At 42.3% G+C, this 22,074-nt stretch carries 22 protein-coding genes and 1 pseudogene; 2 read left to right on the top strand and 21 right to left on the bottom strand.

Going from position 1 to position 22,074, the window contains the following annotated elements; genetic code table 11:
* Positions 1-4 precede the first annotated feature (4 nt).
* From ftsZ to G7Y42_RS01255, 11 genes and pseudogenes are all read right to left on the bottom strand, one after another.
* Positions 5-1,246, bottom strand: a complete 1,242-nt coding sequence (gene ftsZ, locus G7Y42_RS01305) for a cell division protein FtsZ (RefSeq protein ID WP_165003129.1) — start codon at positions 1,244-1,246, stop codon at positions 5-7.
* Positions 1,247-1,268: 22 nt separating this feature from the next.
* Positions 1,269-2,591: a cell division protein FtsA gene (gene ftsA, locus G7Y42_RS01300; RefSeq protein WP_165003127.1), complete on the bottom strand. Its 1,323-nt coding sequence runs from the start codon at positions 2,589-2,591 to the stop codon at positions 1,269-1,271.
* A 153-nt stretch (positions 2,592-2,744) separates the two neighbouring features.
* Positions 2,745-3,969: pseudogene (locus G7Y42_RS01295) on the bottom strand (cell division protein FtsQ/DivIB).
* Positions 3,970-3,984: 15 nt separating this feature from the next.
* Entirely contained in the window at positions 3,985-5,073 is a 1,089-nt protein-coding gene (murG, locus tag G7Y42_RS01290; protein ID WP_165003125.1) for an undecaprenyldiphospho-muramoylpentapeptide beta-N-acetylglucosaminyltransferase, read from the bottom strand.
* 27 nt (positions 5,074-5,100) lie between these two features.
* A complete protein-coding gene (gene murD, locus G7Y42_RS01285; protein WP_165003123.1) occupies positions 5,101-6,462 on the bottom strand; it encodes a UDP-N-acetylmuramoyl-L-alanine--D-glutamate ligase in 1,362 nt (453 codons plus the stop codon).
* Between the two features lie 13 nt (positions 6,463-6,475).
* Entirely contained in the window at positions 6,476-7,438 is a 963-nt protein-coding gene (gene mraY, locus G7Y42_RS01280; protein ID WP_165003121.1) for a phospho-N-acetylmuramoyl-pentapeptide-transferase, read from the bottom strand.
* Between the two features lie 30 nt (positions 7,439-7,468).
* Positions 7,469-9,664: a penicillin-binding transpeptidase domain-containing protein gene (locus tag G7Y42_RS01275; RefSeq protein WP_165003118.1), complete on the bottom strand. Its 2,196-nt coding sequence runs from the start codon at positions 9,662-9,664 to the stop codon at positions 7,469-7,471.
* Positions 9,665-10,066, bottom strand: a complete 402-nt coding sequence (gene ftsL / locus G7Y42_RS01270; RefSeq protein WP_165003116.1) for a cell division protein FtsL — start codon at positions 10,064-10,066, stop codon at positions 9,665-9,667.
* A 4-nt stretch (positions 10,067-10,070) separates the two neighbouring features.
* Positions 10,071-11,030, bottom strand: a complete 960-nt coding sequence (gene rsmH / locus G7Y42_RS01265; RefSeq protein WP_165003114.1) for a 16S rRNA (cytosine(1402)-N(4))-methyltransferase RsmH — start codon at positions 11,028-11,030, stop codon at positions 10,071-10,073.
* A gap of 20 nt (positions 11,031-11,050) precedes the next feature.
* Positions 11,051-11,482, bottom strand: coding sequence for a division/cell wall cluster transcriptional repressor MraZ (gene mraZ / locus G7Y42_RS01260; protein ID WP_206215424.1), 432 nt, complete (start codon positions 11,480-11,482; stop codon positions 11,051-11,053).
* Between the two features lie 170 nt (positions 11,483-11,652).
* Positions 11,653-12,021 (bottom strand): DUF3397 domain-containing protein, encoded by a 369-nt coding sequence (locus G7Y42_RS01255; protein ID WP_165003110.1) that lies wholly within the window; start codon positions 12,019-12,021, stop codon positions 11,653-11,655.
* A gap of 173 nt (positions 12,022-12,194) precedes the next feature.
* Between G7Y42_RS01255 and G7Y42_RS01250 the strand changes: the two genes are divergently transcribed.
* Together G7Y42_RS01250 and G7Y42_RS01245 are read left to right on the top strand one after the other, a co-directional pair.
* Positions 12,195-13,151 carry a magnesium transporter CorA family protein gene (locus G7Y42_RS01250; RefSeq protein ID WP_165003107.1) on the top strand — a complete coding sequence of 319 codons (957 nt, stop codon included), beginning with the start codon at positions 12,195-12,197 and terminating at the stop codon, positions 13,149-13,151.
* A 72-nt stretch (positions 13,152-13,223) separates the two neighbouring features.
* A complete protein-coding gene (locus G7Y42_RS01245) occupies positions 13,224-13,340 on the top strand; it encodes a DUF4044 domain-containing protein (RefSeq protein WP_165003105.1) in 117 nt (38 codons plus the stop codon).
* 64 nt (positions 13,341-13,404) lie between these two features.
* Here G7Y42_RS01245 and recN read toward each other — a convergent pair whose 3' ends face one another.
* From recN to G7Y42_RS01195, 10 genes are all read right to left on the bottom strand, one after another.
* Positions 13,405-15,084 carry a DNA repair protein RecN gene (gene recN, locus G7Y42_RS01240; RefSeq protein WP_165003103.1) on the bottom strand — a complete coding sequence of 560 codons (1,680 nt, stop codon included), beginning with the start codon at positions 15,082-15,084 and terminating at the stop codon, positions 13,405-13,407.
* A 17-nt stretch (positions 15,085-15,101) separates the two neighbouring features.
* Complete coding sequence (locus G7Y42_RS01235) at positions 15,102-15,551, bottom strand: arginine repressor (RefSeq protein ID WP_165003101.1); 450 nt, start codon at positions 15,549-15,551, stop codon at positions 15,102-15,104.
* A gap of 101 nt (positions 15,552-15,652) precedes the next feature.
* Complete coding sequence (locus G7Y42_RS01230; RefSeq protein WP_165003099.1) at positions 15,653-16,471, bottom strand: TlyA family RNA methyltransferase; 819 nt, start codon at positions 16,469-16,471, stop codon at positions 15,653-15,655.
* Positions 16,472-16,479: 8 nt separating this feature from the next.
* A complete protein-coding gene (locus G7Y42_RS01225; protein WP_165003097.1) occupies positions 16,480-17,370 on the bottom strand; it encodes a polyprenyl synthetase family protein in 891 nt (296 codons plus the stop codon).
* On the bottom strand, positions 17,371-17,595 hold the full coding sequence (locus G7Y42_RS01220) for an exodeoxyribonuclease VII small subunit (protein WP_165003095.1): 225 nt from the start codon (positions 17,593-17,595) through the stop codon (positions 17,371-17,373).
* A gap of 4 nt (positions 17,596-17,599) precedes the next feature.
* Positions 17,600-18,937, bottom strand: coding sequence for an exodeoxyribonuclease VII large subunit (xseA, locus tag G7Y42_RS01215; protein WP_165003093.1), 1,338 nt, complete (start codon positions 18,935-18,937; stop codon positions 17,600-17,602).
* Complete coding sequence (locus G7Y42_RS01210; RefSeq protein ID WP_165003091.1) at positions 18,938-19,792, bottom strand: bifunctional methylenetetrahydrofolate dehydrogenase/methenyltetrahydrofolate cyclohydrolase; 855 nt, start codon at positions 19,790-19,792, stop codon at positions 18,938-18,940. It abuts the gene before it with no gap.
* A gap of 93 nt (positions 19,793-19,885) precedes the next feature.
* Positions 19,886-20,335 (bottom strand): transcription antitermination factor NusB, encoded by a 450-nt coding sequence (gene nusB / locus G7Y42_RS01205; RefSeq protein ID WP_165003089.1) that lies wholly within the window; start codon positions 20,333-20,335, stop codon positions 19,886-19,888.
* Positions 20,328-20,753: an Asp23/Gls24 family envelope stress response protein gene (locus G7Y42_RS01200; protein ID WP_165003087.1), complete on the bottom strand. Its 426-nt coding sequence runs from the start codon at positions 20,751-20,753 to the stop codon at positions 20,328-20,330. Before G7Y42_RS01200 ends, nusB begins: the two co-directional genes overlap by 8 nt.
* 251 nt (positions 20,754-21,004) lie before the next feature.
* The gene (locus G7Y42_RS01195) at positions 21,005-22,069 is read right to left on the bottom strand and encodes a Xaa-Pro peptidase family protein (protein WP_165003085.1); all 1,065 of its coding nucleotides are present in this window, start codon (positions 22,067-22,069) and stop codon (positions 21,005-21,007) included.
* Positions 22,070-22,074: the final 5 nt, after the last annotated feature.

Raw genomic sequence — 22,074 nt, 5'->3', positions numbered from 1 at the left:
TCCTTTATTTTTTGCGTCGGAAAAATGGTGGCGTGTTTAATTCATCATCGCCAGTAGATTTTGGTTCTTCACGGTTAAATGTATCAAATTCTTTTTTTTCGATTGGATCGAAGTTTGATTCGTCAACTCTTGGACGGATGTTTTGTTCGCGTCTGATATCCCAGTCGCCAAAACTGTTTTCGTCCTCAGCTGAAGTTGGTTTTGCCTGATCCATGTCTAACACTGTTTTTTGAGCAGATGATTGCATTTGGGCTTGTCTAGCTGGTCGGCTAGACTTGCGCTCCTTTTTTGATTCATCGATACCTGTTGCGATAACCGTTACACGGATTTCATCGCCCATTTCTTCGTTGATCGATGTACCTAAGATGATGTTCACATCGCCAGTTGCGGCATTTGCCACGATATCAGAAGCGTCTTGCGCTTCAAATAATGTCATGTCCAAACCACCTGTGATGTTCAGAAGCACTTGTTCTGCGCCATCAATAGATGTTTCAAGAAGAGGTGAGGAGATCGCTTTTTTCGTTGCTTCAACGACACGGTCTTCTCCACTTGCAACACCGATTCCCATCAATGCTGTTCCTTGGTTTTCCATCACTGTTTTCACGTCAGCAAAGTCAAGGTTCACGTAACCAGGTGCTGTGATCAGATCAGAGATCCCTTGTACCCCTTGACGAAGCACGTTGTCAGCTTCGCGGAATGCTTCTAGCATTGGCGTTTTCTTGTCAACAACTTCAAGAAGACGGTTATTTGAGATAATCAGTAATGTATCTACATTTTCTTTCAGTCTAGCGATCCCTTCAGCAGCAAAGCGTCCGCGTTTTGGACCTTCAAATGTAAATGGTCGTGTCACCACACCGACAGTCAAAGCGCCTAATTCTCTGGCAATACCTGCGACGATCGGTGCAGCACCAGTACCAGTACCGCCACCCATTCCGGCTGTGATGAAGATCATGTCTGCGCCATCCAATGCTTCGCGTAATGACTGTTCACTTTCTTCTGCCGCTTTTTGTCCTACTTCAGGTTGAGAACCTGCTCCTAGACCGCGTGTATATTTAGGCCCTAATTGGATCACTGTTTCAGCTTTTGAATTTTTTAAAGCCTGAACATCAGTATTCGCAGTGATGAACTCAACGCCCTTAACATTTTCTTCGATCATACGGTTCACAGCATTACCACCGCCGCCACCGACTCCGATGACTTTGATTACTGCGCCGTCATTGATATTATTATCAATTGAGAATTCCATATTTTATTCCTCCCAGGATGAATTAATCAAAAATATTTGTAAAGAAACCCTTGATTTTATTTGTTACATTTTCACCGGATTGTTTTGGTTCCGGATCATCGTATGTTGCTTCTTCAGGAACATCATAATTATCATATGAACTTGTGTCTTGCTCAACAGATACATGATTTGTGACTGTCGTTTCGCCTGTCACAGCTATTTTTGCCAACTGGTATACTTCGCTTAAGTTCGCTGAATAGTCAACAATGCTGATAACATTCGTAAATACCGGATTTCTTAGTCCCATATGGTTTGGGACATATAATTTCACATTTACGCCAAATATCTCTTGTGCCAAGTCTACCACACCAGGAAGACTTGCTGCACCACCTGTCAGCACGACACCACCAGGCAATTCCAAAGCTTCGATTTGATCCAATGCGTCTTTTGCCTTGTTGAAGATTTGTTCCATCCGTGCTGAGATGACTTCTGATAAATAACGTTCGTCAACTTTTACAGGTTCTGACTGTCCAATTACATCTACTGGGAATTCTTCGTCTTCTGATGTTCGTTCTGGATACGCATCACCATAATTTATTTTTAGCGCTTCTGCATTATTAAAAGAGGTATTCAAAACAATCGAAATATCTTTTGTGACGAATTCTCCGCCTTCTTGATCAAGATGAGTGAATTTCAATTGCTTGTCATGCATCACAGCAGTCGTTGTCTGGCCGCCTCCCATATCAATGACAATCGTACCAAAATCTTTTTCTCCGTCTGAAAGGATTGATTCCGTTAAAGCTAATGGAGTGATCACTAGCTCATTGACGATCAGGCCTGCATTTTCGACACATTTCCGAATGTTATGGATGATTGTCTTAGGTCCGGTAAATAACAGACCGTACATTTCTAATCTGACACCGATCATTCCGCGGGGATCTTTGATGCCTTCAAAACCATCTACAGTAAAGTCTTGTGGAAAAATTGACACGATTTGACGTTCAGGAGGTATTGAACGAACAAGGGCAGCCGATGCTACATTACGTACATCTTCGTCAGTGATCTCTTTTGAATCACCGTTCACTGCAATCATTCCCTGGCAATTTTCAACTTCAAGCATGTTAGCCGGCAGACCAACGCTTACGCTCTTGATTTGGATGCCTGCTTTTTCCTCTGCTTGTCGCACTGCACGTTGTATCGCTTGGACTGTTTTATCGATATCAACGATAATGCCGCGGTTAATCCCCTCTGATTTTGCGTTTCCTACTCCAATAATATTCATTTGGCTGTCGATATATTCAGCCACGACAACTTTGACAGATGTCGTTCCAATATCAAGGCCTACATACATTCCTGTTTTTGCCATGAATGGGATTCCCTCCTACTTACTATTCCATATACAAGCGAACAACTAACGTCCGTTTTTAAATATACTATAATAGATATATTCACTGCTTTCAATTCTACCATAAATTACTGGTTTTTAGAAAGTAGATTCTTACTTTTTAAGGTTGTTTTATCAATTTCCAGCTAAATCGGACGAAGATGGACTTGAATCGTTATCTATTTGGCTAGTTTCACTTGTATTCCCTGTCTGGTCTGCTTCATTCGTATCAGATGATCCTGACACCTGCCGTCTCATTTGACTCGCCATCTTGGCTAGCTGCTTCCTCATTTACTGCGGTTTCTGCTGTCTCTTCGCTTGCTTCAGAACCTTGTGTGCTGTCTTGGCTGCTGTAAGGGTAAGAAAAAATGCCGACTTCCATATCGACTACCCCTTTTTCATCCATTTCTTTTGCTACTTGCGGGTAGTATTTCATCTGGCTAGCCAAATTCGTGATATTGACAATGACTTGATTCCCATCGTTCATATTCAACTGGATCAGATCCTTGTTGCTGTCTCTTGGTGTATATTTGATTTCTGAGATCGCTTTTTGCAGTTCTGCTGACAATTGATTGTATTGTTTTGCAAATTCCTGGATCTTCGCATTTTCGTTGAAGTCTTCCAAAATAGGAAGATTTTTCGTCGGATTCGCTACTTTTTCGCTCAGGACCACTCCGTTTTCGATTACAGGGTAATATTGATTCTCTTTCGATACAAGAGCGATTTCTTTATACTCGGTAACTTTCAGATCCAATTGATTGACCGATCTGAAACTTATGGCAGCTGTTTTGATTCTCGGCTGCTCTTTTTTCAGCTGATCGATATACTGATCTTTATGCCAATATTGCTTCCAAATATTGGCGCCGAGTTTCAGCTTCGTTTCAGCTATCGCTTCTTGACTAGTCACCACTTGATTTCCTGTCACCGTTACTGCTTCTAGCTTGCTATAAGGCGAGACATAATAGATCAAGAAAATCAGAGGAATACCAAGTACGGCAATGATCAGTCCTAAACGACGATACAATACTTTGTTTCTATGGCTTTTCAAATTAGGCAGCCGATTGAGAAAAGAACCGTTGTATGGTCCGCCTATTTTCTTTTGTTCGATTTCTTCAAAGTCTTGTTCAGGTGCTTGTTCAGGTTCGAATTGCTTAGCGTTTTCTTCTTGTATCTGCTCATCTAGCTCACTTGCATCTTTTGGCGCGTTGCCGCTGTCTTGCTGTTCGGCAAGACTTTCTGACTGGTCTTTTTGTTTGCCGTGCTCTGCTAGATATTTTCGGTTGGCCTTTTGCCAAGGAGTCAAATTACTTTCCTCAGGGGATGGATTCGGCAATTTTTCTGGTTCTTTTTTCTTACTCACTAAGACCACCGCCTTTTACTTTTTGATTACTGTCCCAACTAGTTCATACAGTCTTTTTGACGAATCAGGAATCCCTTGTTCTTTTGATGCTTGGGACATTTTTTGCTGAAGCTTGTCATCTGTCATGATCTCATTGATAGCTTTGCCTAATGTTTCACCCGTCAGTTCGCCGTCTGCGATCATTTTTGCAGCGCCGGCTTGGACAAGACTCATCGCATTTTTCGTCTGGTGATCGTTGGTGACATAAGGACTGGGCACGAGGATCGCTGGAAGTCCCAATGCAGTGAACTCTGCGATCGAGGTAGCACCGGCACGTCCTACAAGAAGATCGCTGTTCGCCATGACCTCAGCCATCTTCGTGATGTACGGCTGGATACTCACATTTTTTATTTCAGAAGTCACTTTTTCTTTGATCTCTTGATAATAACGATCGCCGGAAGCATACAATACTTGGTATTCCGGTTCGTCCAGCTGCTCCAGAAACTCGGTGACTGCTTGATTGATTTTCAATGCGCCTTGGCTGCCGCCAAAGATCAGTACAGTTTTTTTCATTGGATCAAGGCCATAATCTTCTAAGATCGATGACTTCTTCGTGTCCGCTACTTCTTGTGCTCTTGGATTGCCGATCAGAATCGTTTTTTCTTCTGGAAAATAAGAAGCTGCGTCCTTGAATGAGAGCGCAATATGATCCACGTAGCGACTTAGGAATTTATTTGTGATACCAGGTACACTGTTTTGTTCGTGGATGATCGTCGGAATCTTTAATTTTGCCGAAGCATAGACTACCGCTCCCGAAACATAACCGCCCGTTCCGATCACGACATCAGGTCGGAAGTCTTTCAAAATCCTTTTTGCCTGACGAATACTTTTAAGAAACAGCTGGATCGTCTTCACATTATGCAGAGAAAGTTTCCGCTGAAATCCTTGGATCTCTAAAGTATGGAAGGGGATACCGGTTTCCGGTACGATTTTATTTTCCAATCCACGTTTTGCGCCAACATACATAAATTCAGCATCCGGGTCTTGGGATTTAACATAATTGACAAAGGCTAGTGCTGGATAGATGTGACCACCCGTTCCTCCACCTGTAACCAAAATTTTCATTATTTTATCGCTCGCTTCTTCTATTTTCTATTTTAATCGATTCACAGCTTCCATAAATCGGTTCCCTCTAGTCTCAAAATTAGGGTATTGATCCCAACTGGCATTTGCAGGTGATAACAAGACGACATCCCCTGCTTCACTAGCAGCTAATGCCAAAGGAACTGCTGCTTCTGCTGTCTGTGCTGTCTGGATACTTGCGATACCAGCTTTTTTCCCTGCATCGATCAGTTTGTCTTTTGTTTCACCAAAGACGATCAATGCTTTGATCCCTTTAAGTGAAGGGATCAGTTCATCAAATGTATTCCCGCGATCAAGTCCACCTGCTAAAAGAACCACTTTTTCCGGCTCGAAGCCGCTCAATGCCATTTTTGTCGCTAATATGTTGGTCGCTTTTGAATCATTGTAGAACTTTCTGCCTTGCACTTCACCGACATACTGTGTTCGGTGAGGAACACCATGGAACAAATGGAGCGTCTCACGAATCGCCTCGTTTGAAATACCATATAGTTTTGCGACTGAAATCGCAGCAAGTGCATTTTCTACGTTATGTGAACCGGGGACACCAAGTTCTGAGACCTCCATCACTTTGATCTGATCATAGTAGATGGCACCATCTAAAGCATATGCTCCTTTTTCTAATACCTCTTCTGTAGAAAAAGGCAGCACCTGTGCTTTCGTTTTTTTCGCTAATTCTTGCAGCTCTTCTTGATTCCAATTCAAAATCAGATAATCTTTAGCTGTCATATTTTTTTGCAGATGCCATTTTGCTTTGACATATTCTTCTCTTGAACCATGATAATCGATATGTGCTTCATAAATATTCGTAATGACAGCAACATGGGGATGAAAGGCAGTGATCCCCATTAATTGAAAGCTGGATAATTCCATGACTAATTTGTCTTCAGGATCAGCTTCTTGAGCAACGCTACTTGCAGGATAACCGATATTCCCTGCTAAGCGGGCGACTCCTTTTTCTTTTCCCGCATTCAATAACAGTCCTGCCATCGTCGTCGTCGTCGTTTTGCCGTTGGTCCCTGTAATGCCAATAATTGGACATTCCGCTACTTCGTAAGCTAATTCAACTTCCGTAATTACCGGAATACCCATTTCTTGTGCTTTTGCTACCAAAGGATGATGATATGGAATCCCAGGGTTTTTTACCATCAATGAAAATTCTTCATCTAATAGCTCGATTGGATGGCTGCCAGTGACCACTTTGATTCCTAGTGCCAACAAATCTTGTGCTTCGGGATTCTCGTCAAATGGTTTTCCGTCATTAACAGTGACAAGTGCGCCCAATTCATGTAACAATTTGGCCGCACTAAATCCGCTTTTTGCAAGTCCTAATACAAGGACTTTTTTATTTTCATAAGTTGAAATTTTTTTCATTTCCAGTCATCTCCTACCAAACAATCCAAAGTGTAATCAAAGAAGTCACAACGCTGACCATCCAAAAAACTGTGTCGATCTTCCATTCTGACCATCCACTCATTTCAAAATGATGATGGATAGGTGACATTTTAAAGATACGTTTTCCTGTCAGTTTGAAAGAAGTAACTTGAAGCATCACACTAGCTGTTTCAATCACATAGATCAATCCGATCAGCAGCAATGTCCATTCCTGATTCAGCATGATCGAAATTGCTGCCAAAAGTCCGCCTAAAGCTAATGAGCCGACATCACCCATGAATATCTTTGCTGGTTTGCGGTTATAAACGAAAAAGCCAAGAAGTCCGCCTAATACACTTAAGCAGATGATCAATACATCCATTTGCTGCTGATGCCAAGCAATGATGGCATAAGTAGCAAATGAGATTGATCCTAGGCCTGCAACCAGACCGTCAATTCCATCGGTCAGATTCACAGCATTCGAGAAACCAACTAACCAGAAAATAGCAAAAATACCGTAAATGATGCTTAACGGAACATCGATCCCAAAGAAGTTCAACGTACCAGGATAGCCTTCTGAACGATAGACAAGATAGAAAACGACTCCACCTAAGATTTGCCCGATCAATTTTTGTTTCGAGTTCAGTCCCATGTTTCTTTTTTTGAAAATCTTGATGAAATCATCTAAGAAACCGATGACTCCATATAAAGCTAAAACAAACAATAAGATGAAAAGAGTTGGCGTCAACTGGTCTTGCCAAGCCCCAACCCAAATACCCGTTAGTAATGCGGCAACTAGGAACACCAATCCGCCCATCGTAGGGGTGCCGGCTTTTACGTTATGCCATTTCGGTCCCTCCTCACGAATTGCTTGCCCTTGTTTTTTCATTTGAAAGTAACCGATGAATAACGGCATTGCTGCAACTGTCATTGCGCAGCTGCTTACAATGGGTATCAATGCTTGTGTCCACTCCATGCTCTTTTCTCTCCTATTTCTATTCTCTTCTTATTCTTCTAAAGTAAAGCTTAATTTATCATCCGTGATTTTGTCATAAGGGGCTACGCTTTGTTTCACGCAATAGCCATCCCCGTGGAAGCTGACTTCGACGCCCAGGATCTTCCCGAGTTTCATGATATCGGCTTTTGACCAGCCAGTAACATCAGGCATCAGTTTGTCGCCACCAGTATACAAGATCAGTTTCTCTCCGGAAATCAGCTTGTCGCCATTTGCGGTTGACTGTGCTTCCACCTTTTTTCCGTTACCAATGACGATAGGCTGCAATCCGCTTTTTTGTGCATCTGCAGCTGCGACATCAGTAGCTAAATTGCGGTAATCTGCAACTGTTATTTTTTCTGTTTTTGGTTCAGTGTCTGTTTCTGATTCTGTTTCTTGAAAATCCATCGCACGTTTCATCAGCGGGTTGGCAATTTTTGCTAAAGCCATGCGATCATATGTTTTTGGATGTTTCATCGTGAGATACAAGACATAATCAGGATCTTCCGATGGCACCATTTCAACGATCGAATACAGGTAAGCAGTATCTCCAGTCTGGTAACCACCGGTATCTGAGGCGATCTGTGCTGTTCCGGTTTTTGCTGAAACATTGTAGCCCGGCACACTATATACGCCGTAAGCACTACCGTAGTTCTCGCTTTCCACTACGTCACGCATGTATTCTCTGACTTTTTCTGTTGTCTCTTTTGAGAAAGGCTGACCCAGTACTTCTGTCTGTGTCGTCCGTTCCTCACCAGTTTGCGGATCGACGACTTTGCTGATGTAGCGTGGCTGGATCATCGTACCGTTATTTGCTACAGCAGTGAAAGCTTTCATCATTTGGAAATTCGTGACGCCGATAGCTTGTCCGTAAGCACTCATAGCACGGTCAACGATGTTCGCTGTCGGTAGTGCCCCGTTGACTTCATCATCTAATCCTGAATGCGTACTTTGTCCAAAGCCGAGTTTCTGAAGGTAGTTATACCAGCGTCCACCTAGTCGCTGTTCCAAGATGACCATCCCTACGTTACTTGACCAAGAAAGTGCTTGACGCATGGTCAGGACTCCTTTTTTCCCGAAGTCATGGTCATTGATCGTTGCGTCTGCTACTTTGATCTTCCCTGACTGGTAAGTTTCGTTTTCATTGAACTCGCCTTCTTCGATCGCTGCTGCGGTAGTAAATACCTTCATCGTAGAACCTGGTTCATAACTGTCTTGGACGAGGAAGTTTCTCCAAACAGCATCTTTTCCGGTCAATCCTTCCATTGTTTCTGGATTGAAGGTTGGGCGCTGCCCCATTGCCAGGATCTCACCGGTTTTTGCTTTCATCAGAACAGCTGTCAGCTCCTCTGGCTGATATTCCTCGTTGACTTGATCCATCAGTGTTTCCAGGTAGCTCTGTAATCGGCTATCCAATGTCGTATAGATGTCTTGACCGTCTACTGCGGCTACTTCTTCTGCGACTGTTCCTGGTAATGGATTCTGGAAGTTATCTTTTTGATAAACGATCTTGCCGTTTTTCCCACTCAACAGATCATTATAAGCAGATTCCAGCCCTAATTTGCCCACCAGACCGTTTTCTTCTTTATCATCTGGCACTGCATAGCCGATAAAGTGAGAAGAAAAAACGCCATTGGGATACATACGAGCAGGATGATCGTCAAAATAAAGGCCGGCAATGCCTTCTTTTTTCATTTCGGCTTCGATATTTTGTTTGGTCTCTTGAGTGATGTTTTTTCCATAATCACCAAATTCGACTTGGTATAATTTATCATCTGCACCGTCTTGTAAGATTTTCAATGCTTTGCTTTTTTCGATTGAGAGATTTTTGTGCAGGATCTCTGCGATCTTGTCAAAGTTTTTTTCTTCCGCGTACAAATTTTTCCCATTAGAAGTATATGTTTTTGAAAGAATCGCTTTGATCGAATAAGAAGTTGCATCTTCGGCAAGCGCAACGCCATTTCTATCATAAATCGTCCCGCGTTTTGCCTTGACTACTTCACTTCCTTGATAGAGCTGCTTTGTTTTTTCTGCCAATGAGGTCCCTGCAACGTGACCTCCGATGACGATATACGAGAAACGGACGGCAAATAAAAAGAACAATCCAATACTCGTAGCAAATAAAATGATACCTACTTTTTTGCGATTGTTCATCGGATTTAGATTTTTCTTTTCCATAAACCGCCGAAATTTACTTTTAAGACTCATTTACTTCACTTTCCTTAAATTGTCGTCGTTGATAGACAATCCTTTTTCTTCTGCGATTTGTTTAATCCGTTCAGTACGAGAAAGTTCATTTTTTTCTTGTTCTAAACTCATTTTTTCTTGTTTTTTATCATTGATTTCTGTTTGGATCGATGTGATTTCTTTTTCGACACCGCTGATGTTCGTACGTAGCATCACTGTCAAAACTGCTAGTGCAACGACTGCAATCGTGACACTTGCGATCGCTATTTTTTCCAGTACAGAAATTTGTTTCAAACGTTTGGCCGGTGATTGAGGGAGAATCACTTCTTGGTCGGAAGTATCATCTGGCAGCTGGTGTTCTGGCTGATCCACCATGTCTGGTAAATCATATGGATATTCTTGTACTTTCTTTAATTCTGCCATCATTCTACTCCTCTTTCACTCGTATTTTTTCAGCGATCCGCAGTTTGGCACTACGCGATCGATTATTTTCTGCTAATTCTTCTTCTGAAGGAAGAATGGGTTTTCGTGTAATCACTTTAAGTTCAGGCTGGAATTCATCGGGAACGACCGGAAGTCCCGGTGGCAGATCCTGTATTGTGCTGTATTCTTTGAACATGCTTTTGACAATACGGTCTTCTAATGAATGGAACGTGATGACACTGATTCTGCCATTTAGTTTCAATAAGCGGATTGCTTGTTCCAGTGACGCTTCTTCTGCGCCTAATTCATCATTGACTGCGATCCGAACTGCTTGGAAAATCCGTTTGGCCGGATGTCCGCCTTTTCTTCTTGCTGGGGCAGGGATCACATTTTTGATGATCTCTACTAATTCACCAGTCGTCTCGATCGGATGGAGCTTTCTTACCCGTTCGATTTCGCGAGCGATCTGTTTTGAGAATTTTTCTTCGCCATATCGGAAGAAAATCTTCACTAAGTCATTGTATGCGTAGTCATTGATCACTTGAAAAGCAGATAACGGGGCTGATTGGTCCATCCGCATATCTAAGGGAGCATCCTGATGATAGCTGAAACCACGTTCCGCTTCGTCAAGCTGTGGAGAAGATACCCCAAGATCGTACAAAATACCATCTACCTCAGTCACATATTCTGTCAAACGTTCTTCCAAGTCTCGGAAGTTCGCTTTGATGAATGTCACCATGCCTTTTTCAATATAAGGGGCTAAACGCACTTTTGCATGATCGATGGCCTTTTGGTCCTGATCAAAAGCATAGAGATGCCCAGAAGTATTGAGTTGACTCAGTAAGTATTCGCTATGTCCGGCACCGCCTAGTGTACAGTCTACATAAATGCCATCCGGTTTGATGTTTAATCCATCCACCGTTTCTTTCAACATGACTGTATAGTGTTGAAATGTTTCAGTCATTAGTCAGCCTCTTCCTATTCTTATAGTCCGAAATCAATCATATTCTCTGCAATTTCGTCGAAGTTTTCTTCTGCTTCATCAGAGAATGCCTGCCAGCGTGACTCATCCCAGATTTCGATCCGATTCGAGACACCTATTACAACGCATTCTTTTGACAAATCAGCATACTTTCGCAATGTGCTCGGAATATTGATTCGTCCTTGTTTGTCAAGTTCACATTCTGTGGCAGCGGAGTAAAAAAAACGCACGAAGGTACGAGCATCTTTCTTCGCTAAAGGCATTTCGTTCAATTTGGCTTCTAAATTGGTCCACTCACTCATTGGGTAACCAAAAAGGCAGCCATCCAATCCCCGTGTGAGAACAAACTGTTCACCAAGTTCTTCACGAAGTTTCGAGGGCACGATTAAACGGCCTTTTGTATCAATATTATGCCGATATTCGCCCATCAACATCGAAACTACCCCCGTTCCTCCACTAACTAAAATTAGTCTACCACAATCCCCCACTTTCTACCACCTTTTATAGGAAATCCGGGAACAAGTTTTTTTATTCATAAACTTTTTTTTAAGAACCAGACTATAAAAAGACTTTTTAAAGTCTTTTTATAGCTTTTACTTATTTATCATAAGTAGGAAACGATATTTAATACAATCAAAACGAAATAAAGCAGGATAGTGAGTAAAAATGTCAAACGCCAAGTCATTTTCAAATAACGAGAATAAACGATTTCTTCATAATAGTAAGCTTGGAAGACAGCAATACAGATACCCATCAGTAGAATCGATATCAAGAAAAATGGCAGGAACGAAACTGTCGCCATGTTCCGTGACAGTGCATGCATCCCTCCCCACAAAAAAGGGATCGCCAGATCAGGAGCCTTGATCTTAAAGCGTCGATTCAACGAAAATAGTTTAACAAGAAATTGGCAACCGAATAATACGATTACCGGAAAGATGTACCAGAACAATACAAGTGGTGAAAATGTGCCCATGAGATGAAAACTCCTTCTTTCTAATTGTCTCAAGTATACTTCATATACTTTACACAACCATTTCATTTTATTTAAATTTATACAGTTATGCTGATTTTTTTACGATCACTTTCAATGAGTTCTATTCAGGTATCCGTTATAATAGAAGAAACAGGATTTACAGGAGGTTTCATATGATCAAGTATTTTTCCATCGACAACCAAATGCTCTATCACGCTGACTCAGAATCAGAAGAAACCATTTGGTATTGCGTAGAACATCCTACTGCAGAAGAGATCCATCAGCTGACACATCAATTCCAGATTCCGACAGACTATATCACATCGATTTTAGATGATGCGGAAAACTCACGTGCAGAAGAATTCAATCAAGAAAAGCTGACAAAACCAGCATTGTTATTATTGCAGTATCCTTTCGCTAAAACAAGTCCTAGCGGTTATTTCCAAGTGGATACCTACCCGTTTTCGATCATTGTGACTCCCAAAAAGAAGCTTATCACAATTACAAATCATGAACCACTTTTTTTGAAAAAAGTCTTCAATCAAAACTTCCCTGAAAACGATGTGTCCGTCAACTTAAATATTTTCCTGCAGTTTTTATGGCAGCTTGCCTTTTCTTATAATAATTACCTTGCTACTTTACAGGAAAACTGTGACAAATTGGAAGAACAGCTGCAAGTTTCAACGGAAAATAAACATCTCTATCAAATAATGGATATCCAAAAAAGTCTAGTTTATTTCAGAGAGGCAACTGCATCCAATTTGGAAACGCTGAAAATATTGGCACAAAATAAATTATTTCTAGAAAATCACGCATTGAAGAATCATTTAAGAGACGTCATCATCGAGACAGAGCAAGCGATGACTACTTCGCGTATCCAGTTGAAGCTCGTCGAACAAATGAATCAGACGTTTTCTGCTATCGTTTCGAATAATTTGAATAATATTATGAAAATCTTAACTTCTCTGACGATCATCTTGACGATTCCAACGATCATCGGCAGTTTGTATGGAATGAATATCAAACTCCCAATCGCTGAAAGAGATGATGCGTTTATTTGGCTGATTCTGTTCATGGTCTTTCTTTGCGTTCTTACTACCTATTATTTAAAAAAGGGCAAGTTTTTATAATCATCCCCTCTTGTAGAAACGACAAAAAGATTGTACACTTAAGTCAACTAAATAATTCGAGGTAGATAAACGATGCGAGAAAAAAAACAAATGAGTACTTTCGCCAAAGTAACAAAAATCGTCGTATGGACGATGCTGCTATTGACGATCGGTTCTGTTGTCTTAACAGCAGTTATGAGCGTAATGTAATACTTTTCGAATAAACAGAAAAAGGCTGCGGTTTTTACCACAGCCTTTTTCTGTTTATTTTTTATCAGCGTTTCGCTAAACGCAGCAGCTCTTTCGCATGCTCTACAGTCAGCTGAGTGATCTCGCTTCCGGCGAGCATCCGAGCAATTTCTTTTTCTCGTTGATTTGGCTTCAGTTCCTGGACCGAAGTACGTGTCCTTCCTTCGATCACATCTTTGACGATATAATACTGGTAATCAGCAACTGCTGCAACCTGAGGCAGATGCGTGATACACAAGACTTGCGAATACTTCGAGATCTGTGAGATCTTGTCTGCAATCGCTTGTGCGACTCTTCCGCTTACCCCAGTGTCGACCTCATCAAAAATGATACTTGTCACACCTTGTTCAGAGGAAAAGATCGTTTTCAATGCGAGCAGCATCCGTGAAAGCTCCCCGCCAGAAGCAACTTTCACTAGTGGCTTCAACGGTTCTCCCGGATTCGTCGTGATGTAGAATTCTACTTGGTCAAATCCATTCGGGTCGAAACGCTTTTCTTCCTGTTCCATAAACCGGACTTCAAATTCCGTGTTTTCCATATATAAGCTTTTTAGCTCTTTCAAGATGGATTTCTCCAATTGTTTAGCGATCTTTTTCCGTCCTGCACGCAGCTCGTTTGCCTGCTGATTGAGCAAGCTCTCTTTTTCAGCAAGATCACTTCTCATTTTTTCTAACTGACCTTCCGAAAAATCAGAAGAGGCAAGTTCCCTTGTGATCTCTTCATAGTACGTCAAAATCGCTTCGATGGAATCACCGTATTTCCGTTTAAGCTGACGAATCAGTTCTAGCCTTTGCGTCACTTCTTCTAGTCGATTCTCGTCTAGTTCAAGTAAATCGATTTGCCGACTCATATCTCCCACTGCATCTTGAAGCAGATAATAGGCGTTTTGGATATTATCGAAAATCGTTTCATATTCCGTATCCAAATGGGCGATGCTCTGTAATTCTGAGACAGCTAAACCGATACCATCGACACTACTTTGGTCTCCTCCGCTTAATGCACTGTAACCGGCAGCCAGTCCATCCGCGATTTTTTGATAATTGCTCAGCTTTTCGCGTTCTTCTTTCAGCTTTTCTTCTTCTCCAGGTTGCAATTGAGCTGCAGCGATCTCTTCTTGTTGGAAATGCAGCATATCGATTCGCTGGACATAAGATTTTTCGTTCTGCTGCACTTTCCTGACTTTTCTTTCTAATTCCCGATAAGCATTATATGTTTTGTGATACGCTTTTTTCTTTTGAAGGAACGCGTCATCGCCAAAACGATCAAGCAAATCCAGATGAGCATCAGGACGTAGCAGTTCCTGGTGTTCATTTTGACCTTGGATATCTACTAGATAACTGCCAATCCGCCGAAGGTTAGCTAATGTTACGATGTGTCCATTTACTCGGCAGATATTTTTTCCAGTCAACGACATATCACGTCGTACGATCAGATTGTCATCATCAGATTCGATACCTAGTTCATCCATCAAGTCAGTAAATCCAGGTTGCTGAGGAAGCTCGAACAATCCTTCCAGGATACATTTATCTGCTCCTTGCCGAATATAATCACTGGACCCTCTGCCACCTGCCAATAAGCCGAGCGCATCGATGATGATCGATTTTCCTGCACCTGTTTCTCCTGTCAATGCAGTCATTCCTTCATGAAAAGACAACCGCAACTCAGGAATAATCGCAAAATTAGTGATACTGATTTCTTGTAACATCGCAATCGCTCCTCAAATTAAAGGTAATGGAGGAAATCTTTCTTCAGTGTGACAGCATCTTCTTCCGTCCGAGTGATCATCAACACGTTGTCATCGTCGTTGATGATTGAAAACAATTCTTTTTTATACCGTTTGTCGATCAGATTGGCTGCCGCCGAAGCGTTTCCCGGCAAAGTTTTCAAAATAACAAATTTTTCCATTTGATCTACAGCGACAAATGCGTCCTTCAGCAATTTTTCCAGTTTGGTACTCACATCTTCGCTGGTCTCTGCTGGAAGACTGTATCGATAACCACTGTCTGAAGCGGGGACTTTGATGAGTTTGAGTTCTTTGATGTCTCTGGAAATCGTTGCTTGTGTGACGGATATGCCTTTACTTTTCAAGATTTCCACAAACTCTTCTTGTTTTCGGATATCGCGTTCATTCAGTAAACGGGTGATCAAACGATGCCGATCTTTTTTTCTCATGTTCTCTTCGCTCCTTCGCTTATTCTTCTTATCAATGATAGCCTATTTCAGACGCTTAATAAAGAAGAATCCGCATACTTCTACTTCTTTGTCGATCCGCACTATTTATGTGTGAACTGTCCATGTGCTTCTGCTACGACTTTCGACGAATCGATCTCAGGATTGATCGTTCCTTTTCCAGAAACTTTCTTTAAATGAGCTAAAAATTCAATATTTCCTTCGCCGCCTGTGATAGGAGAATAGCTCAACTCCAGAACGTCATATCCGCTTTCGCTTGCAAAAGCCAAGATCGTATCGATGACCGTTTCATGAGTCTGAGGGTCACGGACGATGCCGTTTTTACCGACTGCGTCCCTTCCTGCTTCAAATTGCGGTTTGATTAGTGTAATGACTTCTCCCCCATCTTTTAAAATAGCATGTAAAGGCGGAAGCATCAGTTTGAGGGAAATGAATGACACATCGATCACGGCAACTTCAGGAATCCCCGCATCAAAGTCTTCAGGTTTAGCATAACGGAAATTCACTCTTTCCATCACTACGACACGCGGATCTTGTCGGATTTTCCAAGCCAGCTGATTGTATCCGACATCCAAAGCATAACTTAGCTTCGCACCATTTTGCAGAGCGGCATCTGTAAACCCGCCTGTGGATGCCCCGATATCCAGTAAAATCTTATCTGCAACAGTCAGATCAAAAACTTTGAGTGCTTTTTCTAATTTCAACCCGCCACGGGATACATAAGGCAGTTTCTTTCCTTTGACTTTCAGTTCACTGCTGACAGGGATTTTTTCCCCGGGCTTGTCAAAACGTTCATTTTTTTCATTATAAATCAGTCCAGCCATTACCGAACGTTTCGCTTGCTCTCTCGTATCGAATAATCCTTGTTTGACCGCTAGTACGTCTACGCGTTCTTTTTCCATCGTTTTCCTCATTTCTCCATATCAAATCGCTTGATCAATTGACGCAGCAGCACACCATCAAAAGAAAAAACAGTTTCTTCCAATGTTTCAATGATTTCAACTGCTGCTTCGATTTCTGCAGCTAATGCTTGCTTTGTCTTTTCTAATCCTAATAAACGAGGGTACGTATTTTTACCCGTTTTTTCGTCTTTTCCAGCTGTTTTCCCTAGAGCTTCAGTCGTTCCGACAACGTCTAATAAATCATCACGGATCTGGAAAGCCAGACCTAGATGACTTGCTAGCTGCTGCAATGAAGAAAGCACTTCTTCTGGCTGTTTTGCCAAGATCCCACCTGCTAGCAATGCATATCGTATCAATCGGCCCGTCTTTCGTTCATGGACCGATGCAAGCTCTTCTAATGAAAGTTCTTTGTTCTCGCCTTCGATGTCAGCAGCTTGTCCAGCCACCATTCCTTCCGTTCCGGCACTTGCTGCTAGCTGTTGTAAAAGCAGCAGTTTCGGCGAGCTGGCTAAATGAGCCATACTGATCAACTGGAATGCACCTGTTAGTAAGCCGTCCCCCGCCAAAATCGCTAATGCTTCTCCGAATACTTTATGATTGGTGGGCTTTCCGCGTCGAAGTGCATCATCATCCATGGCTGGCAAATCGTCATGGATCAATGAATAGGTATGGACCATTTCAAGTGCTGCAGCAACCTGATAAGTCGTTGTGTCGATTCTTTCATCGAAAGCAGCAACCGTCGTCAAAAGCAGCAGAGGGCGGATTCTTTTCCCTCCGGCATTCACTGAGTACAGCATACTGTCTTTCAATTTTTCATCTGAAGTGTGTTCGTTCAAAAAAGAAATAATCTCTTTTTCGACTGATGGCAAATGGGCAGCTGAGAAATCAGATAACATCATCTATGCATCCTCATTTCCATCAAAAACAACTTCTTCATTTGTCTCTGTCATCATTTTCGTCAAGGTTTCTTCTGCTTTTGATAGTGTATCTTGGCACTGTTTGCTTAATTCCATCCCTCGCTTAAAAGCATCTAACGCAGATTCCAAAGGCACATCACCTTGTTCTAGCTGTGTGACGATTTTTTCCAATTCCTGTAATGATTCTTCAAACGTTGGATTTTCCATGTAGTCATTCTCCTTTTTCTATCTCTTGCACTTGCCCTTTCACCTGTCCATCCTGATAATGGATCGTCAGTGTGTCACCAGGCTTGATTTCTTTGATGCTTTTAACGACTTGATCGTTCAATGTCGTGTAACTGTAGCCGCGCCCCATGATTTTCAGAGGACTCAGCAGATCAAGTGATTGAACTGCCTGGTGGAAACGCTGCTGCTGTTGCTGCATATACTGCTGGATTTTTTCTTCCAGACGTTTTTCTAAATAAGTAGTTTCTTGCTTCGCTTCTCGCACACGATGTAGCGGTGCTGCCTGCTCAAGCTGATGACTTAATGCAATTGTTTGTTTTTCTTTTGCATGATAGATCTGCTGGGTTGCTTGATATAATCGCTGTTTCAGCTGATCTAATTTGATCGTCTGCCCATCATAAAGACGTCCTGGCTGACGAAAGACATACGATCGTCTTGCGCGTTCAAATCGCTCTTGTTTTCTTTGGATCTGACGCAGAAATGCCTGTTCCAAACGTGCCTGTCGTTCTTTGATCCGCATCAGTTCCTCGGAAAGGACTGGAACAGCTAATTCAGCAGCAGCTGTCGGTGTAGCTGCTCGGACATCGGCAACTAAGTCTGCGATCGTCGTATCTGTTTCGTGTCCGACAGAAGAAATGACAGGTGTTTTTGCTCCATAAATCGCTCGTGCGACTCGTTCCTCATTAAATGGCCATAGATCTTCGATAGAACCACCGCCCCGACCGATAATCATCGTATCGAAATGACCGAGTTCTTCTACTCTCTGGATATTTCGTACGACATTATCAGCTGCTTGGTTCCCTTGGACGACAGTTGGAAAAAGTACTAACTGCACGATCGGATAACGTCTTTTGACGGTCGTGATAATATCTCGGATGACGGCGCCGCTTGGACTCGTCAATACTGCGATTCGTTTCGGGAAGCGCGGCAATGTTTTTTTAGGCCCTTGGAACAGCCCTTCTTGCATCAGCTTCGCTTTTCGTTCTTCCAGTTCTTGGTAAAGTGCACCTATACCATCTGGTTCCATATGTTCCACATAGATCTGATAAGAGCCTCCAGCTTCATACAGGGAGATCCGTCCGACGACAAGGACTTTCATCCCTTCTTTCGGCTGAAACCGCAACTTCTGAAATACCCCTTTGAACATGATCGCAGAGATTTTTGCATGATCGTCTTTCAAGCTGAAATACTGATGGGCATTGGCGCGCAAGCGGAAATTGGAAATCTCTCCTGTCAGATAGACTCTTTCCAGATAAGGATCTGCATCGAATTTCCGTCTTAAATATTTTGTCAATGTCGTGACTGTTAGGTACTCTTGAGACATTTACTCACCTGCTTCTAAAATTTCCGCGGATTTCACTGTCTGATACATCAGCATCGTGATCGTCATTGGACCGACACCTTTAGGGACAGGGGTGATGTAACTAGCGATCGGTTCGACCTCGTCAAATTTGACATCACCGATCAACTTGCCATTTTCATCTCGATTCATCCCGACATCGATGACGACAGCTCCGGGTTTCACAAATTCTTTTGTCACAAAGTGTCCGCGCCCGATCGCTACTACCAGAATATCTGCTTCACGGGCGGTCTTTGCTAGTTCTCTGGTTTTTGAATGTGTCATGGTCACTGTAGCGTCAGCCATCAGTAGCAATTGCGCCATTGGTTTCCCCACGATATTGCTTCGGCCGATCACTACTGCCTGCTTGCCAGAAAGATCAATCGAATAAGCTTCGAACATTTTCATGATGCCATAAGGAGTGCAAGGGATCTTATCCGGATCGCCGGCAAGCAATCGGCCGAGATTCATTGGATGGAATCCGTCGACATCTTTTGCAGGATCGATCGCTAGCAGAACTTTTTCTTCGTCGATCTGCTGAGGCAATGGCAGCTGTACTAAAATACCGTGGAATTTCGGATCCTGATTATATCTGCGGATTTCTTCTAACAGCTCCGCTTCAGTGATCGTCTCAGGATAACGTTCTACTTTTGAGTAGATGCCGATATTCTTTGCAACACGTTCTTTGTTTCGAACATAAATCTGACTTGCCGGATTTTCTCCTACTAATAAAACGACTAAGCCGGGATGGATTCCTTTTTCTTTTAGTTTCTCTATGTTTACCGCAATGTCTGCTTGCATTTTTTCTGCTAATTCTTTTCCCTTAATCAATTCTGCCACATGACCACTCCCAGACTTTTTTGTTTACATTCTACCATAGAATTTTACTGATTTATAACATGAATAATATCTCTCATAGAAAAAAGCTAGGACTTACGCCCCAGCTTCTAGTTCTTTCAATACATTGGATAGCACACCGTTGACAAATTTTCTCGAACGATCATCACTGAATGTTTTCGCCAGCTCGATTGCTTCATTTAAAGCAACAGTTGCCGGGACATCCGTCACGTATGTCATTTCAAAGATAGCGATACGCAAGATGATAAGATCCATTTTAGAGATACGTTTGATACTCCAATTGTCCTTCAAATGCTTTTCGATCGTTTGGTCTAACTCATCTTTTTTGGCGCAAACACCGCCGACCAATGTATCTAAGTAAACCGGAACAAATTCCGATTCATCCTCACTGATCATATCTCGATGATCCAGTTCGATCGCGTTGTAAATCGCATCTTCTTTTGTCAGGTCAGCATTAAAATCCAATGGAAACAATGCTTGTAAAGCCATTTCACGAATCTCGTGTCTTGATAATTCTTTATTCATTCTCTTCCTCTTCGTCTTCAAAAAGTTCTTCGATCGCCGGTTGTTCCAGCTTTTCAGGTACAACAGCAACCACATGGATATTGACTTCCGCCAACGTGATATCAGTCATGAAAAGAACTTGCTGACTCACACGTTCTTGCATTTCCATCGCTACTTTCGGCACGGAAACACCATATTCCAAGTAGCAGTACAGATCTACTTTCAGACCCTCTTCATCATTTACTAAATAGACGCCTTTCCCATGAGCTGCTCGGCCTAATAATTCAGTCACATTGCTGGCAAAAGTTCCGCGCATCCCATAGACACCTTCTACTTTAGAAGCTGCAATCCCGATGATCACTTCAATCACTTCAGGTGCGATCACGATTTCACCTAGATCCTGGTTTGCGTCCAAGATCAAATTTTTTTCATCTGCCATTTTTATTTATTCCTCCTTTTGCCTAAGCATGAGATACATACGAACCAGCTGATTGATGCTAACCAGCCTTTCCTCTTTGTGTCCAAAACGAGGTTATCCGCTTTGCAATACGCTGCAACGATTGGAGAAAAATCCCAACTTTGCTCTCTCTTACAGCTTAAAAGTTCTTCTATAGTGTATCATTAAATCAAGTCATTTTCTATAACAAAGTCTGAGTTTACTGATCCGGTCTCTTTGTCGGCTGTTCTATGTTATAAGATGATCAGTTCTTTCGGCGAATGCGTCAACACGCGGTTGCCAGTTTCAGTGATCAGCAGATCATCTTCGATACGAACGCCGCCGATTCCTAGTAGATAGATCCCTGGTTCGTCAGTGATGACATTTCCTGGTACAAATTGTTTTTCTGCTCGTGCAGAAACGTTCGGTCCTTCGTGGATCTCCAATCCGATACCATGACCGGTAGAATGGCCGAATGCTTCACCATAGCCGTGTTTTGTAATATGATCTCTTGCGATAGCGTCTAGCTGAACGCCTGTCATTCCAGGTTTTGCTGCCTCAAGTACTGCAAGTTGAGCATCTAAGACGATCTGGTAGATTTCTTTTAATTTTTCTCCAGGATCGCCGATTGCGAACGTACGTGTCATATCAGAAACATAACCTTCGTAGTAACATCCAAAATCCAGAGTGATCAGATCGCCTTGTTCAATGACCTTTTTGCTAGCTACACCATGAGGCATCGCTGAACGAAGACCGCTTGCCACGATCGTCTCGAAAGAAACACCTGATGCACCCAACGAACGCATATAAAAGTCTAACTGGTTGGCTACCTCGATCTCTGTCATCCCAGGACGGATCATTTTCAGTACATGTTCATAAGCCATGTCTGCAATGCTGCAAGCTTTTTCAATGATCGCCACTTCTTCGTCGTCTTTTATTTCACGCAATTCTTCGATCATATCAGACACAGGGATCAGTTCTGCATCAATGATTTCTTCTAAGACTGAGTACTCTAAAAATGAAACAGTTGTTTCTTCAAACGCAAGTGCCTGCAATTCTTCTTTACGGATAAGATTCGCTACTTCATCAAAGATCGGTCCCACATTTTTGATAATCTCGAACCCTTGAGCTTGCGCTGCTGCTTGCTCTGTATAACGAAAGTCTGTGATAAAGAATGCTTTGTCCAAGGTGATGACTGCTAATCCAGTCGTTCCTGTGAAATTCGTTAAATAGCGAAGATTATATGGGCTGGTGACCAGAAATGAATCCAGATTTTCTTCCTGCATTTTTTTGCGCAATTTTTCTACTCGTAGCATCATAAATG

It is taken from the genome of Enterococcus sp. ZJ1622 (assembly GCF_011038845.1).
GTDB lineage: Bacteria > Bacillota > Bacilli > Lactobacillales > Enterococcaceae > Enterococcus_B.
This window is presented reverse-complemented; position numbering and strand designations above follow the sequence as displayed.